Source organism: Opitutus sp. ER46 (genome assembly GCF_003054705.1).
In the GTDB taxonomy this organism is placed as follows: Bacteria; Verrucomicrobiota; Verrucomicrobiia; order Opitutales; family Opitutaceae; genus ER46.
Genome location: NZ_QAYX01000020.1, coordinates 246814 through 262269, shown reverse-complemented (window position 1 = coordinate 262269; position 15456 = coordinate 246814). Strand labels below are relative to the sequence as shown.

The following is a 15456-nucleotide window of genomic DNA, read 5'->3' as shown; positions in this document are numbered from 1 at the left end:
CCCGCTGCCCGCTCAGCGTCAGGTCGTCTCGCCCGGGACGAGTAGCGGGCGGAGGGTGATTTGCTGGACGCGGCCGGAAGTGATGATCTCGCCGGCGGTGCGGCCGATCGCCTCATAATCGATGCGGAGCGACGAGATGCGTCGTTCGGTCACCAGGTCGGTGCCCATGCCGGAGAGCAGACCGACGTTGGCGGGGCATTCGATGCCGGCTGCGGTGATGGCCTGCCGCAGGATGAGCGCGATGTTGTCCTCGAGACAGAACACGCCGATGCGGCGCCGGGCGGATTTGAGTCGGGCGATGAAACGCTCGCGGTCGTCGGGCGACGCCACCGGGCACACATTCTGTTCGGCGATGCCCGCGCCGAGCATCGTGGCGGCCCGCGTCGCGGCATCACGCAGGTTTTCGATTGCGACGGAGTCCGCGTAGGGGACGGCGATCCAGATCTCGTCGAACCCGCGGGCATACAGATGACCGATCGCGAGCAGGGCGCCCGCTTCGAAGTCGGCTGAGACGCTCGAGAGGCCGGCGATTGACGTGGGGCGGCAGACGATCACCGCGTTCGTCAGCTCGGTGGCGTACTCCGCGAGCACGCGGTCGTCCCAGACTTCGTCCAGGAGAATGCCGCGGAACCCGCTGCGATGAATCTGGAAGAACTCGGCGAGTGAGCTCCGCTGCTCGGCGGCCGTGGCGTGCACGGGCGGATGGGCGGTGTCCGCGTGCCGCACGAGCGTCTCGTTGTGCACGAACAGCATCGAGGTGGGATCGCGTCCGAAGGCCTGGCTGAATCCACCCATGACCGCCTGGTACACGCGACTCCAGTTCTGGAGGCGGCGCAGGAGGCAGGCGTAGGGCTTGTGCAGTTCGACGAGCCGGCGGCTGTCGTTCAGGTAGTAGCGGCCGTTGTCGCGCCGCCAGATGACGCCCTCGTCGCTGAGGCGGATCAGCAGGCGGCAGGCGGTGGCGTTCGAGATGCCGAAATGCTCGCCCATCTCGCGCGTCGTTGGCAGCGGCTCGGCGGCGTTCCAGCTCTTGGCGGTGGCAATCTGGCGCAACGCCTTCTCCAACTCCGCGCTACCGCGGCCCGAGGGGAACTCACCCGCGCTGCCGGGCTTGTCCACGGCGGAGGCGGATTCGTTATGTTCTGAACCGGGAGTCATTTACGCGCCGCGCGAGACGCGGTGAGGCGCTCAACCTCGGCGGACACGTCTCTCGCTTTCAAGCGAATTCTCGTCGGAGCCACGCGTCGCGCCACGCCGGCGTGACGCGTGCGACGGTGCAGATGCGCTCCTATCGTTCAGGCGTGGCTTCGAGGACGAGGACCTCGAAGGGGCGCAGGGAGATTCGGGCGGGTTTGCCCGCGTGGAGCTCGGTGATGGGCGCCGGCGCGTCGGCGTAGGGGCTGATCACGTGGAAGCGGCTGCGGGCACCGCGGGGAAGCTCAAAGGCGATCTGGGCATCGAGGAGAAACTCGGCCGGTTGCGCCGCCGGGTTGCGGAGGGTGATCACGGCCGCATCGGGTGACCACGCGGCCCAGCCGTAGGGCTCCAGGCGCGCGGGATCGCCGCCGATCCAGTGGGTGTCGCGCAGGATGGTCGCCTGCCGGCGCGCCCATTTGGCCGCGGCGGCAATGTCGTCCCAGTCGCGCGTGCTGAGGAGTTCGGGAGAGAGGTAGAGCTCCTGGAGCTGCGTGCCGCAACCGAAGTAGGAGCGCACCTCGTCGCGGAAGTCGCTGCCCTCGGCGGTGCCGAGTTTCTTGGCGAGTTTCGCGTAGATGACGCCGTGGTTCATCACGGAGTTGAGCGGGAACAAGGGGCCCCGCTGGACGACGTTCTTGAACGTCTCTGCATCGCGGTAGGTGAGCCACTGCTGCCGGTCGGTGCCGACGCCCGCAAAGCTGTGGTCGCGGCCGCCGCGCCAGATGTTGTCGACGTGCAGCAGCCAGAAAGGCGAGGCCCAGGTGCCGGTCGTCTGGCTCACGTACAACCCGGGCTTCAGGCCGCGCAACTCGGCGACGAGCCGCAGCATGGCGTCGAAGTCTCGCCCGGCCGCCGGATCAATCATTCCCGTCTTCTTGGGGCCGATGCCATCGAACTTGAAGTACGCGACGCCGTTGTCCCGCACGACCGCGGCGCAGAGTTCGCGAAAACGCTCGTAGTAGCGGGGGCCGGCGAGCGAGAAGCTGCCGTCCCGGATCTCGAAGCCCTCGGGGGCGGCCGCGGCGATGCGCGCCGCCTTGGCCTCCTGGTAGCCGCCCCACGGCGACAGCCAGATGCCGGGTGAGGCGCCGAAGCGGGCGGTCGCGGCCGCCATCGCCTTCAGGCCGTTGGGCCAGCCGGCGTGAAAGCGCCACAGCGAGTGCGTGTCATCCCAGCCGTCGTCGAGCACGAAGCCGTCCAGCTTGACCCCGCGTTGCGCCACGAGCTCACGGCCCACGGTGGCGATGAGCGCGAGCTCCTGGGCCTCGGAGAACGTGTTGCCGTATCCGAGATTGTACCACGTGTTGTGATGCAGGAACGGGGCGTAGGGGCGCGGCCGCTCGCGCTCGATGTAGGCGAGAAACGCCCGCCGCAGCTGGGATGCGTCCGGCGCCGTGCCGAATACGAAGGAGGCAACCAGGGTTTCGCCGGCCCGGAGCGGTTGCATGACCGGGAGGAGGCATTGCACCTTGCCGCCGTTGACAGTGTTTCGCGCCAACGGGTGCTCGACGCCAAAGAAAGTTCGTCCGGCCACCAGCGGCGAACCATTGACGTCGCCCGCCGCTTTCACGTCGGCCGCCGCCGCCGTGTCCACCATGACCACTTGCGTGAGGGGCAGATCGGCCGTGCCGGTATTGGTGAGGGTGAGGCGGGTGCGGGTGTAGGTGACGGCCGGGGTGTCGACGGTCGTCGTCGCCACGGCGATGGAGAACGCGCCGTCGGCCGAGACATACCGCTGGGCGGAGGCGGAGCCGGAGGCGGTCGCGCGCAGGTCGGCGGACCGCACGACGCGGCCGTCGGCGAAGCCGAGGGAGAACGCCTTGGCGTCGAGGTGGAATGCAGCCGCCGATTCAGCCGCCGACGCGGCGAGGATGGCGACCGAGGTGAGGACGTAGAGGAGGAGCGATTTGGCGAGGGGCATAGGCAGACAGAGGGGGGCGCGCCGGCGCGATGGGGATACGGCGGGCGACGCAGATCGGGTGGAGAAGGTGAGGGGGCTGACGACGCGCGGACGGCGTATCAGGAAGTCCGCGATGCCGCGCCCGGCGTGCGCTCGGCGACGGCGTTCATGGCCGCTTCCTGCGCCTCGATGCTCCGGACCAGGGCGAACTGGTTGCGGGCGCGGTCGAGATTATGGCCGGGGCGGTGAATCTTGAAGTACACGTCGCCCTCGAGGTGGTCGGTGAGGAAGCGCAGGCCGATCTCGAAGGTGATGAGCTTGCCGGAGAAGGCGAGGTGGGCGCGCTCGGCGTCCGTGAGGAACTTTCCGGCCGAGGAGAGATAACCGGCGACGAGCGCCTCGTAGATCGGCATGCGCATGGTGACCTTCGCGAGATCGCGTTCGTCCTCGGCGGCGGCGTTGGTGGCGGAGCGGACCATGTCGCCGAAATCGTAGAGCGCCAAGCCGGGCATGACGGTGTCGAGGTCGATGACGCACACTCCCTCCTGGGTGACGTCGTCGAGCATCACGTTGTTCAGCTTCGTGTCGTTGTGGGTGATGCGCTCGGGAATCGCGCCGCGACGCTGCAGGTTCAGGAGGACGTCCACCATCGGCTCGCGGGAGAGCACGAATTCGATCTCGGCGGCGGCGGTGACGGCGCGTTGCCGCGGGTCCTCTTGCAGGATCCGGCGAAAGGTGTCGAAGCGCCGGCGCGTGTCGTGGAAGGCGGGGATGGTCTCGTGGAGCCGCCCGCCGGGAAGGTCGACGAGCAGGCTCTGAAACTCGCCGAAGGCCCGGGCCGCTTCGTAGGCCTGCCTGGGGGTCTCGATCAGGTCATGCGTCCGCGCGCCCTCGATGAAGGCGTAGCAGCGCCAGAACCCGCCGGCCGCATCCTCGTGGTACGCGCGACCAGCGCGGGTGGGGATGACGCGAAGGACGCGGCGATCGGTGTCCGTGATGCCACTGCGCTCGAGCCGCTGGCGCGCATGAGCGGTGACGCGTTCAACATTCTCCATCAACGCCGGGACGTCCTTGAAGATCCGGTGATTGATTCGCTGCAGGATGTAGCGGATGCGCCGGTCACCTTGGGCCATGGTGAGGGCGAACGTGTCGTTGATATGACCCGTGCCATGCGGCGCACCGGCAACGTAAGAGCCGTCCGTCGCGAAGATTTTCGCGAGGGCAGCGAGATCCGGAGGGTTTAAGGGCACGGCGGTTGAGGACATGTTCGGGGAGGGCGGGACGGCGCCGAAGGGGTCTCGGCGGGGCCGCGGGTGAATGAATGCAGCCCGGGATCGCGTTTTGGTGCAACAAAAAATTACGTGTTTCACCAATGCTGCATCGTGCGTTCCCGGTTGCGTGAAGTCGCAGTGGATTCCCGTCCTGTTGAGAGCCCGTTGCGGCGTACGGCCAGCGATAGCGGCAGCGTTACGTTTCCGCGAACAGAGAGGAAATCATTGACAGCTGCCTGTCGACTTGGCCTGTAATGACGGACGAAACGTTACGCAATCAGCTGAAACGCGACCCCATCTCGTGGTTCGGCCGAACCCATCCGCCCCGCTATGAGCTCAGGAATTATCCCGCCTGCACGCCGGCTTTGTGCCGCGAAGCATCGGTGCGACGCCCAGTCGCACCTCGTTCCATCAGCCTGCTCCACGCGCCGTCCCTGGCCGTGGGGCGGCGCGCTGCTCGCAGCCGCGTTGCTCCACGCGCCGGTGCTGTGGGCGCAGACGCCGACGCCGACGGCGGCAAGTGCGTCCAGCGACGAATCCATTGTCCTGAGCCCGTTCGTCGTCTCGAGCGAGCGCGACACCGGCTATGCCGCGACGGATTCGCTTGCCGGCACACGTCTGCGCACGCCGCTAAAGGACATCGCCGCATCGGTCAGCGTCGTGACGAAGGATCTCCTCGACGATCTCGCCGCGACCAACCTCGACAACCTGCTGGTTTATACGACCGGCACCGAAGTTGCCGGCGTGGCGGGCAACTTCTCCAACATGACCACCGGCCAGTACGCGATGGAGGGCGAGACGGTGCGCGAGGCCATCACGACCGGCCCGACCGCACGGGATTCCGGCGGCAACAACCGCGTGCGCGGCCTGGCCGCGGCGGACCTGACGCGGAATTTCTTCTCGAGCCCGTACATCCCGATGGACGCCTACAACACGCAGAGCGTGACCATCAACCGCGGTGCCAACGCGATCCTCTTCGGCTTCGGCAGTCCCGCCGGCATCATCGAGAACAGCCTCAGCACACCTTCCTTCAAAAATCGCGGCACGGCGCAGGCGCGCTTCGGCAGCTATGGCTCCTACCGCGCCTCGCTGGATATCGATCGTGTCCTCCTCAAGGGGAAGCTCGCGGTGCGGCTGATCGGGATGAACGAGCGGCGCTATTACGAGCAGGAGTTCACCTTCCGCGACCAGCGGCGCACGTATGGTGCGGCGACCTTCCGTCCATTCCGCTCCACGACGATCCGCATCAATGGCGAGTCCGGGCAGGTGGAACAGCGCCTGCCGCGCACTGATCCGCCGGTCGACAGCCTCACAACGTGGTGGGACTTCGGCAAACCCGCCAAGGTCACCACCGCCAACAACGACGCGGCGTACAAAGACTGGATGGCGCGCAACAATGTCTCCGGGATGGCCGCGCAGTGGGAGGCCAACACGGGCCTGATCTATCCCGGTCCCAACGCGTACACGCCGGTCGACGGCTTCCCGTCCTGGTCCACTTCGACCATCGCCCAGTACTACTCGGCGCCGAAGAGCAGCCGCGAGGTCGCGCAGAGCATCTACCTAAACCCGCTCGCGCCGTTCATGATGAGCCGGCAGATCCTCGATCGCTCCATCTTCGACTATCGCACGCAGCTGATCGACGGCCCGAACAGCTCGACGAAGTCCCAGTTCAACACCGCCAACGCCGCCATCGAGCAGCTGTTCCTGGACGGCAATGCCGGCATCGAGCTCGTGTACGACTACCAGGAGGCGGAGCAGTCCACCCTCCGGAAGTTCATGTGGTGGCGCGCCAACAACATCTTCATCGATCCCCAGCTGGTCACGCCCGACGGCCGCACCAACCCCAACTTCGGCCGGCCGTTCATCGCGTCCAAGGGCACGTTCAACTACGACCACGCCAAGTATGAGACGGCCCGCGCCACCGCGTTCCTGAAGCACGATTTCAGCAAGCGTCCCGGCTTCCTCGGCCGGCTCCTTGGCACGCAGACCGTCACCGGCCTCTACACCGACCACAAGAACGAGGCCAAGCTGATGAGCGGCGATGCCGCCATGGCCGCGATGGGCTGGCGCGGCGGCAACGGCGGGACCGGCTGGGCCGACCGCACCATCACGACCGTGGTGTATCTCGGACCCTCGCTTGCCAACGCCGCCAGCGCCAAGGGCGCGCATATCTCCGGCGTGCAGGTGGAGACGCAGTATCCCGACGAGTTCTCGCCGTGGACGGTCGGTCGCGAGGCGAGCAACAACAAGAAGTGGGTGCAGGTCCCGACGAAGATCTACCAGTATCCGGACTACGCACACCTGGCCCGGGATTCCCGCGTGACCGCGAACAACGCCGAGACCTACGCGGGCGTCTGGCAGGCCAACTGGTGGGACAGCACGCTCGTTTCCACGGCAGGCTGGCGGCATGACAAGATGGAAGGCTTCGAGGGCTCCTGGCCGGCGACGCAGAACCCGGTGACCGGCGCCGTCAACACCTCCCGCGCGCCCGTAAACCCAAAGGGGGCAGCCGAGAAGAGCACTTTCAGCTACGGTCTGGCGCTGCATGTGCCCGCGCGCTACCTGCGTTCGCTCCCGGGCCGGCCGAACGTGTCCTTCTACTACAACGACTCCGCGAACTTTCAGGTGACGGGGTACCGCATGAACATCCTCGGCGACCCGCTTGGGCCGCAGGAGGGTACCACCAAGGAGTACGCCGTCCGGCTGAGTGCGCTCGACGAGAAGTTCAGCGTGCGCGTCACGCACTACGAGACGAAGCAGGACAACATCAATGACCGCCGCGTCGCGGGCCTGGTCAACAAGGTCGCCTACATCGAGGACTTCATCTACACGTGGGTGCCGCAGGCGACGCTCAATGCCGCCGGCTATGTGGGGCCGCTGGATACGCGCCTGCCGGCGCTGTCCGACCGCTACTTCAAGGCCTGGGGCTGGGTGTACGGCGGGCTCACGGCGGACGGTACAACGTACACGAATCCCACCTACACCGCTCCGAGTACGACGACCACGGCCATCACCAGCATGGTGTCGAAGGGCCTCGAGATCGAAGGCGTGTACAACCCGACGCGCAACTGGCGCATCATGTTCAACGCGGCCAAGCAGGAGGCGGTGCAGGGTGCGACCGATGCGACCGTCTCCGCCCTCGTCGCCGAGCGCATGAAGGAGTGGACGAAGCCGGCGATCTGGTCCGCGCCGCTGAACAACAACGTCTGGACCGGCCAGACCCTCGTGGAGGCGCAGATCATCAATCCGCTCAACACGGCGATTCTCTCCACCGGCGGTCCGGTCGCTGAGCTGCGCAAGTGGCGCGCGAACCTGATGACGAACTACAAGTTCAGTTACGCCCGCCTCAAGGGTTGGTCCATCGGCGGCGCCGCGCGCTGGCAGGACAAGGTCATGATCGGGTACCCGGTCATTCAGGACCCGAAGCTCGGGCTCGTGACCGACGTGAACCATCCCTTCATGGGGCCCGACGAGATCGCGTTCGACGCCTGGCTCGGCTACGAGCGGCGGATCTTCCGGAACCGCGTGGGTTGGAAGATCCAGCTCAATGTCCGCAACCTCCTCGACAACAACCTGCTGATCCCGGTCCGGGCCAACCCGGTCGTGATCGGGGACCTGAACACGCACGAGAATGTCGCCTACCGTATCGGCGAACGTCGGACGTGGCAGGTGATGTCGACGTTCTCGTTCTGATCTCATGCGGGAGCCCGGCCGCGCGTCGGGCTCCCGTTCCGGCAAAGGCGCGCTGGCCGCCGTGCCGGGCCGGTGGCACCCGTTGCGCTACGTGGCGCCTTGGTGTCGGCTTGGCTTCTCCCGCATATGAACCTCCCCCGTCTGCTCTCCGTCCTGGCGGCGTCTGGCTGTCTGCTTCTGACCTCCTGGGCCGTGGCCGAAACCGTCCCGCTGGAGAAACTGATCGATGGCGCCAAGGCGGACGCCGATGACCTGCGCCCGAAGGTGAACCGGAACGTTCGCGGGCAGCCGCTGCGGATCGCGGGCCGGGCGTTCGCGACCGGCCTGGGCGTGCAGACGGACACCTCGGTGGCCTTCCTGGTGAACGGCGGCCAGCGCCTGGTGGCCAAGGTCGGCCTCGACGACATCGCGTTGGGGGACGCCGTCGTGACCTGCGAAGTGCTCGCGGATGGCGAGTCGGTCTGGAGCCGCCGGCTGGTCGCCGGTCAGCTCGCCGAGACGATCGAGCTTGAGATTGCGGGTAAGCGCATCGTGACGCTCGTCGCGGAAGATGCGGGCAACGGGATTCACCAGGCGCCGGTCAACTGGGTCGAGGCGAGTGTCGCCTACACGGGAGAGGCGCCCAAGGCCGCGCCGGTGCCCGGCCGCAAGGAGGACGCCTACATCCTAACGCCCCCGGCGTCGTCGACCCCGCGGATCAACGGCGCGCGCGTGTTTGGCGTGCGCCCGGGGCACCCGTTCCTCTTCACGATCGCGGCGACGGGCGAGCGCCCGATGCGTTTCGCCGCCGAGGGGTTGCCCGCCGGGCTAACGCTCGATGGCGACACCGGGCAGATTCGCGGCGTGGTGCCGAAGGCCGGGACGCATCGCGTGGCGCTGATCGCGACCAACGCGCGCGGGACAGACCGGAAGCCGCTGCGCATCGAAGTAGGGGAAGAAATCGCGCTGACTCCGCCGCTCGGTTGGAACAGCTGGACCTGCTGGGAGGCCGAGGTGGACCAGGAGAAGGTGCTCGCCTCGGCGCGGGCGATGGTGACCACCGGTCTGGCGCAGCACGGCTGGGTGTATGTGAATATTGATGACACCTGGCAGGGCGAACGCCGGCCGCCGACGCACGCGCTGCAACCGAACCAGAAGTTTCCCGACATGAAGCAGCTCTGCGCCGACATTCACGCGCTCGGGCTGAAGGCGGGCATCTACTCGACACCCTGGATTACGTCCTACGCCAACTACGCCGGCGGATCGGCGGACAACCCGGAGGGCACGTGGACGAAGTGGACCGGGGCCTTCGACTACAGCGGCAACAACGTGAAGCCGCTGGGCCTGGGGGCGTATTCGTTCGTGGAGGTCGACGCGAAGCAGTGGGCGGAGTGGGGCTTCGATTACCTGAAGTACGACTGGCGCTGGAACGAAGTCCCCGAGACGGAGCGGATGGCGAAGGCGCTCCGGGCGTCGGGACGCGACATCGTTTACAGTCTATCCAACGCCGCCCCCTTTCGAAACGCCGCGCCGCTCTCGCGCCTGGCGAACGCGTGGCGCACCACGGGCGACATCCGCGACACCTGGGTGAGCATCAAGAGCATCGGGTTTACGCAGGACAAATGGCGCGAGTTCGCCCGGCCGGGACATTGGAACGATCCGGATACGCTCGTCGTCGGCAAGAACGGCCGCCCCTGGGGACCGGTGATGCAGCCGACGCGATTGACGCCCGACGAGCAGTACACGCAGGTGAGCCTCTGGTCGCTGTTGGCGGCGCCCATCCTGATCGGTTGTCCGCTGGACGACCTCGACGCGTTCACGCTGAGCCTTCTGACCAACGACGAAGTGCTCGAGATCAACCAGGACGAACTTGGCCGGCAGGCGGCGCAGACGCTCGTGAACGGCCGGAAGCAGGTATGGGTGAAGGAACTCGCCGACGGCTCACGGGCGATCGGTTTGTTCAATCTCGCGGCGGCCCCGCAGGAGGTTTCCTTCCGCTGGGCGGAGCTCGGGCTGGAGCCGCCCGCTCGGGTCCGCGATGTTTGGCGGCAGCTGGACCTGCCCGCCTCCGACGGCGGCTTCGTGGCGTCCGTACCGCGGCACGGCGTAATCCTGATCCGCGTCTGGCCGACGGCGCGGTGAGCGCGACACGGTGGCCCCGCGGCCGGCACCCCGAGTAGAACGACGGGTGCTTCGTGGACGAGTGGTGCGGGGGCGGAACGGAGCCGCTGCCGGCCGTGGCCAGTCACCGACTGCGGTACTGCGTTCCTGGTGTGATCGCGGGCGGTTTTGACCTTTTCTGAGCGGGACCGTGGGCAGAGACTGCGCGTTCGCGGCGGCACCTGGCCCCATGCCGCTGCGACCCCATGAACGTTCGAGTCACCCTGATCGCTCTTTCCCTGATCGCCAACGGCGCGCTCGGCGCGGCGTGGCTGAGCCGCCGCCCCGCCGCGGCTCCGGCAATCCCTGTCGCGCCGGAACCGACGCGCGCACCGGAGTCCGTGCCTCTCATGTTGAGCAAGGAGGTGTGGGGCAGACTGGCGGACGCGGACGACCGCACGTTCGTGGCGCGATTGCGGGAGCAGGGATTTCCGCCGGCGGTGGTTCGCGCGCTGGCGTCGGCGCGGATTGCGACGCGTTACGCCGAGCAGAAGCGCGCGCTGCGCACGAAGGCGCCGGTGCCCTACTGGCGCGGCCCGGCGTACTCCGGGAGCTTCTCGAGCCTGGACGCCGAAGGCCGGGCGGAACTGAGGCGAATCAACCGCGAGCAGGCCGAGCAGCTGCGGGCGCTCGTGGGTGACGAGGGTGCGGGTGCGGTGAGGACGTGGTATGAGAGCGCCTTCCAAAGACAGAACTACGGGTATCTCCCGCCGGAGAAGGGCGAGGCGCTGCGGGCGATTCAGAACGATTATCGCGAGCTGCGAGCCCAGGTGTGGGACCGGGCGAAAGGCGTCATGCTCGCGGAGGACCGGCGGATGCAGGCGTACCTCGACCAGCAGGAGCGGGCGGACATGGCCAAGGTGCTCAGCGCGGAGGAACTGGCGGAGTACGATCTGCGCTCGAGCCCATCGGCCACCACGACGCGGTCGCGGTTGCAGAATTTTGAACCCACCGAAGCGGAGTACCGGGCGCTGGTGAAGCTGCAGCTCGCCTTCGATGCGCGGTTTGGATCCGGCGACACGAGCGCCGAGCAGGAAGCGCGGCGCCGCGCGGCGACCCCGGAGTTGCGCGCGCAGATTGCCCAGGCGCTTGGGAGTGAGCGGTACGCCCGCTATGAAGTGGTGACCGACGGCTCGTACGGCGGCGTGGTGAGTCTCGTGAAGCAGTTGGGGTTGAGCGGCGACTCCGCCTTTGGCGTCGTGCAGGTGAAGGTGGAGACTATGAAGCAGGCCGATCTCGTGCAGCAGGACCAGAACTTGCCCGCCGAGGAGCGCGCCGCCCGGCTCTCGGCGTTGGCGGCCGCGGCGAGAATGAAGCTCGCGGCGCAACTCGGGGCCGACGGGCTGGAGCGCTACGAGGCGATGTTCGGGCCCTACTGGCTGCCGAAGCTGGAACAGGGCGCGACGAAGGGAGGCGGGCGATGAAGCGCACAAATCTCCTCCTTGCCGCCACCCTGGCGGGGAACGTGGCCCTGGGCTTCGCGCTTTGGCACGGAGCCGCCGGATCCGACACCGAAGTAACCGGTTTGAGAACGGCGGGCGCCACGACGTCGGAGATCGGCGCTCGGCGGACGCCATCGGCGGCGGCAGCGCAGACGTCGACGTCGGCACCGCTCCTTTGGACGCAGATCGAATCGGAAGATCTGGATACGCTCGTCGCGCGACTGCGGGCCGCGGGCTTCCCGGCCCGCGAGGTTCAGGAAATTGCGCGGACGGTCCTAATGACTCGCCGGCAGCAGCGACTGAAGTCGGTGCTGAGCCCGGCAAAGGACCCGCCCTACTGGCGGTCGCTGGCGTTTGGGCCGCAGGACCGAGAGGCGGAGGAGAAGGCGAACGCGGCGTCCCGCGAATTCGCGCCACTTTGGCGGAAGTTGGAGAGACTGGTGCGTGTGCCGTTGGCGGAGGACGCCGATGCGGCGGACCGAGCGCGTGAACGATATGGCAACCTGCCGCTGGAGAAACTGCAGCGTGCGGAAGATATCGAGGCGGCGTTTGAGGACCGCGTGCTGGCGCTGTCCGCGGAGGGGCAGGCCAACACGCAAGTGATGGTCGCTCAGGGGCAGGCCTACGCGCAGATCAAGGCCGAGCAGGACGCGGCGCTTCGGGCGGCGCTGTCGCCCGAGGAGTACCGCGAGTACGCGCTCCGGAGTAGCCCGACGGCGGTGGCGCTGCGCACCCGGCTCGCGCTCTTTCAGCCGACGGAGGCAGAGTATCAGGCACTGTTCGATCTTTATGAGCCCATCGAGCGGCAACTCTCGGCTGGCGGGATGGCGCCGTGGTTGGCGCGCCGGGCCGCGGAGACGCAGTTGACGTCCCAAGTGGAAGCGGCGCTGGGATCGGAGCGCTACGCGGACTATGTCCAGGCCCAGCAGAGTGCAGGCGACAAACTCAGCCGGCTGATGGGCCGGCTTGAACTGCCGCTCTCGACGATCGGCCACATTAACTCGATCCGGGACGACATCACGCAGCGTGCGCAGTCCATCCGCGCGAATCCCCAGCTGACGGCGTCCGAGCGCGCGCAACAATTGTCAGGCCTGGCCAAGGAGGCCGCGACGCGGCTCGGCGCAAAGCTCGGTGACCGCGGGCTGTCGGCGTACCGCGACCTGAAGGGCGACTGGCTGCTCGATTTGGAGAAGCGATGACGCGGCGTATTGGGGCTCTACCTACGTGCGGTCACGACGGTCGAATCTTCCCATTCCCGGGAAGGAATGGTCCCGAATTCAGCGGCCGTGGCAACGTCCGAGGCTGGCTGGATCGAACGTAAGCTTCTTGACCACGGGCACTAACGTTTTGTGTCCGACGCTGGCACGACGTCTGCGAAGGGCGGGCAGCCCCCGCGTTCATGCTGAACCTACGCCACAGCCTCCTCGTCCTTGTGCGGCGTCCGCTGCCGACGCTCGGCATTGTTGCCACCCTGGCGGTCGCGTTTGCGGCCACGTTCCTCGTGCTCGGGCTCATCGAAAGCTATCTGCTGCGCCCGCTGCCGTATGGCGACGCCTCGCGCCTGGTCGTGATCGGCGAGTATCCGCTCCAGACCGGACCGCTCGTCGGGTCGCGCGTGAGCTTCGCCAATGCCGCCGATCTCACGGAGCACACCCGCACGCTCTCGCGCGTTGCGACCGTGCGCAACGAGTCGGTCACGCTGCGGACGGGGGACGCGCTCGAATCGATCTTTGTCCAGCGCGTCACCCCTGACTTCTTCCCGCTGCTCGGGGTGCGGGCCGCGCGCGGCGACGTGATCCATCCGGGCAACGCCGAACAGGATGGCCAGCGCGCGCTGGTGCTGAGCCACGAGCTGTGGCAGCGGCGGTTTGGCGGTGACGCCGGGATCGTCGGCCGCAACGTCGACCTGGACCAGACGCTCTATCGGGTGGTGGGCGTCGCGCCATCCGAGCTGGCGCTACCGATCGTGGGCAATGGGCAACAGGCGTGGCTGGCGCTGCTGCCGCGGGACTTCAATCGCGCCGAGCGGAACGTCCCCCGCCATTTCGTCTTCGGTGAACTCGCCCCGGGCGTATCGCTTTCCGCGCTCAACGCTGAACTGGTCGCATTCGGGCGCACGCTGGCGCGCGATTTTCCCGCTACGAACGGTGAACGCGGATTCTTCGCGTTCTCCCTGCGAGAAGTGCTGGTGGGCGGGTTTCGCTGGCACCTCCTGCTCCTGCAGGCGGCGGTGGCGCTGGTGCTCGTGGTGGCATGCGTCAACGTGGGCTGCCTCTTGGTAACGCAGGGCATTCGCCGTCGGCGCGAGTTTGCCGTGCGCCTCGCGCTGGGGGTCAGCCCGTGGCAACTGTTTCGCCAGTGTTTTTTGGAGTCACTCTGGGTGACCCTTGCCGGCGCGGTCGCGGGCCTGTTGCTGGCGGCGTGGGTGGCGCCGCTCACCTCTCTGCTCCTGCCGGTGGAGAGTGCGCTCCGCCGTCTGCCGCCACCCTCCGTGGGCGCCGTGGTCGTGTGGTCGGCGCTCGGACTCGCCCTCGTCGTGGCGGCCGCCTTCAGTCTGGTGCCGCTTTGGCAGGTGCGGCGGCTCAACCTCGAGGCGGCACTCCGCGATGGCGGCCGGCAGATCGGCTCGCTCAGCGCCGGCGCGGCGACGCGCGTGCTGGTGGGCGTGCAGGTGGCGCTGGCCCTGGCGCTGCTCGTGACCGCGGGTTTGCTCGTGCGGAGCTTTCAGGCGCTGCAGCAGGTTGATCGTGGCATCGATGCCGCGTCGCTGGCGACATTGCGGATCGGGTTGCGTGGGACGGGCTACGAGAGCCGGGAGGCGCGCACGCGCTACTACGAGCGGGTGGTCACGGCGTTGCAGGCCCTGCCGGAGGTCGCGTCGGCGGCGGTCAGCGACTACTCATTTCCCGTGGTGCCTGGCTCCTATGCGGGTTTCCTGGTGGAAGGGGACACGACGGTGGTCGCGCAGTCCACGAAGCGGGCGCTGGCGCGGGCGGTCTCGCCCGAGATGCTACAGGCGAGCGGGCTGAAACAACTGGCGGGCCGGTGGCTGGGAGCCGACGACCGTACCGACACGCGCCGCGTGGTCGTGATAAGCCGCAGCCTGGCGGAGAAGTACTGGCCCGGGACCGATCCGCTGGGGAAGCGGGTGCAACTGGAGCCGTACGGGAACGCGTGGTGGGAGGTCGTGGGCGTGGTGAGCGACTGGCTGAGCCATGGCGCGCAGCCCCGGGTGATCGACACGTTCTATCTGCCGCTCGCGTTTGCGGCGCCGGCGGATGCCGCCGTGTTCGTGCGGGGACGGCAGGGGCGGCTGGTCGCGCCGGAGACGATCCATCGCACGGTGGCGGCAATCGATTTTCATGCGGTGCCGTACCTTCACCGCACGGCGGCGAGCGTCTACGCGGCCGGCGCGTGGCAAACCCGTTTTGGGCTCACCTTGGTGGCGATCTTCGCCGCTCTCGCGGTGATGCTTTGCCTGGCCGGAGTGTACGCGGTGCTCGCGTTTGCGGTCGCCGGCCGGCGACCGGAATTCGGTCTGAGGCTGATGCTGGGGGCGACGGCGCGCGGCATTCGGATTCTGGTGTTGCAGGATGCGTGGCGATTGACGTGGCCTGGGCTGGTCGGCGGGCTCGCGCTGGCCGCGGCGGCGGGAATGGCCCTCCGGCACATGCTGTTCGGGGTGACAGCGCTTGATCCCCTGGCCTACGTCGGGGCATCGACCCTCCTGGCGGCGGCCTGCGCGGCAGCGTCGCTGCTGCCGGCGCGCCGGGCCACGCGGCTGGATCCGCTCACCGTGCTGCGGGCGGAGTGA

8 protein-coding genes are annotated in these 15456 nt (G+C 67.8%); 5 read left to right on the top strand and 3 right to left on the bottom strand.

Going from position 1 to position 15456, the window contains the following annotated elements:
- Positions 1–18: 18 nt before the first annotated feature.
- The 3 genes from DB354_RS07785 to DB354_RS07775 all read right to left on the bottom strand — a co-directional run bounded on the left by DB354_RS07785 (position 19) and on the right by DB354_RS07775 (position 4362).
- On the bottom strand, positions 19–1119 hold the full coding sequence (locus DB354_RS07785) for a substrate-binding domain-containing protein (RefSeq protein WP_233256584.1): 1101 nt from the start codon (positions 1117–1119) through the stop codon (positions 19–21).
- Between the two features lie 169 nt (positions 1120–1288).
- The gene (locus DB354_RS07780; protein WP_107834882.1) at positions 1289–3118 is read right to left on the bottom strand and encodes an enterotoxin; all 1830 of its coding nucleotides are present in this window, start codon (positions 3116–3118) and stop codon (positions 1289–1291) included.
- Positions 3119–3216: 98 nt separating this feature from the next.
- Positions 3217–4362 carry an aminoglycoside phosphotransferase family protein gene (locus tag DB354_RS07775; RefSeq protein WP_107834881.1) on the bottom strand — a complete coding sequence of 382 codons (1146 nt, stop codon included), beginning with the start codon at positions 4360–4362 and terminating at the stop codon, positions 3217–3219.
- 336 nt (positions 4363–4698) lie between these two features.
- Between DB354_RS07775 and DB354_RS07770 the strand changes: the two genes are divergently transcribed.
- The 5 genes from DB354_RS07770 to DB354_RS07750 all read left to right on the top strand — a co-directional run bounded on the left by DB354_RS07770 (position 4699) and on the right by DB354_RS07750 (position 15456).
- Positions 4699–8061, top strand: a complete 3363-nt coding sequence (locus tag DB354_RS07770; protein ID WP_107834880.1) for a TonB-dependent receptor plug domain-containing protein — start codon at positions 4699–4701, stop codon at positions 8059–8061.
- A gap of 126 nt (positions 8062–8187) precedes the next feature.
- Positions 8188–10182 (top strand): NPCBM/NEW2 domain-containing protein, encoded by a 1995-nt coding sequence (locus DB354_RS07765; RefSeq protein ID WP_107834879.1) that lies wholly within the window; start codon positions 8188–8190, stop codon positions 10180–10182.
- Between the two features lie 224 nt (positions 10183–10406).
- Positions 10407–11624, top strand: a complete 1218-nt coding sequence (locus tag DB354_RS07760) for a hypothetical protein (protein ID WP_107834878.1) — start codon at positions 10407–10409, stop codon at positions 11622–11624.
- The gene (locus DB354_RS07755; RefSeq protein ID WP_107834877.1) at positions 11621–12841 is read left to right on the top strand and encodes a hypothetical protein; all 1221 of its coding nucleotides are present in this window, start codon (positions 11621–11623) and stop codon (positions 12839–12841) included. Before DB354_RS07760 ends, DB354_RS07755 begins: the two co-directional genes overlap by 4 nt.
- Before the next feature lie 200 nt (positions 12842–13041).
- Positions 13042–15456 (top strand): ADOP family duplicated permease, encoded by a 2415-nt coding sequence (locus tag DB354_RS07750; RefSeq protein WP_107834876.1) that lies wholly within the window; start codon positions 13042–13044, stop codon positions 15454–15456.

Coding starts and splice junctions, on each gene's coding strand:
- DB354_RS07775 (WP_107834881.1), bottom strand. CDS start 4,362: ATGTCCTCAACCGCCGTGCCCTTAAACCCTCCGGATCTCGCTGCCCTC.
- DB354_RS07765 (WP_107834879.1), top strand. CDS start 8,188: ATGAACCTCCCCCGTCTGCTCTCCGTCCTGGCGGCGTCTGGCTGTCTG.
- DB354_RS07780 (WP_107834882.1), bottom strand. CDS start 3,118: ATGCCCCTCGCCAAATCGCTCCTCCTCTACGTCCTCACCTCGGTCGCC.
- DB354_RS07750 (WP_107834876.1), top strand. CDS start 13,042: ATGCTGAACCTACGCCACAGCCTCCTCGTCCTTGTGCGGCGTCCGCTG.
- DB354_RS07770 (WP_107834880.1), top strand. CDS start 4,699: ATGAGCTCAGGAATTATCCCGCCTGCACGCCGGCTTTGTGCCGCGAAG.
- DB354_RS07760 (WP_107834878.1), top strand. CDS start 10,407: ATGAACGTTCGAGTCACCCTGATCGCTCTTTCCCTGATCGCCAACGGC.
- DB354_RS07755 (WP_107834877.1), top strand. CDS start 11,621: ATGAAGCGCACAAATCTCCTCCTTGCCGCCACCCTGGCGGGGAACGTG.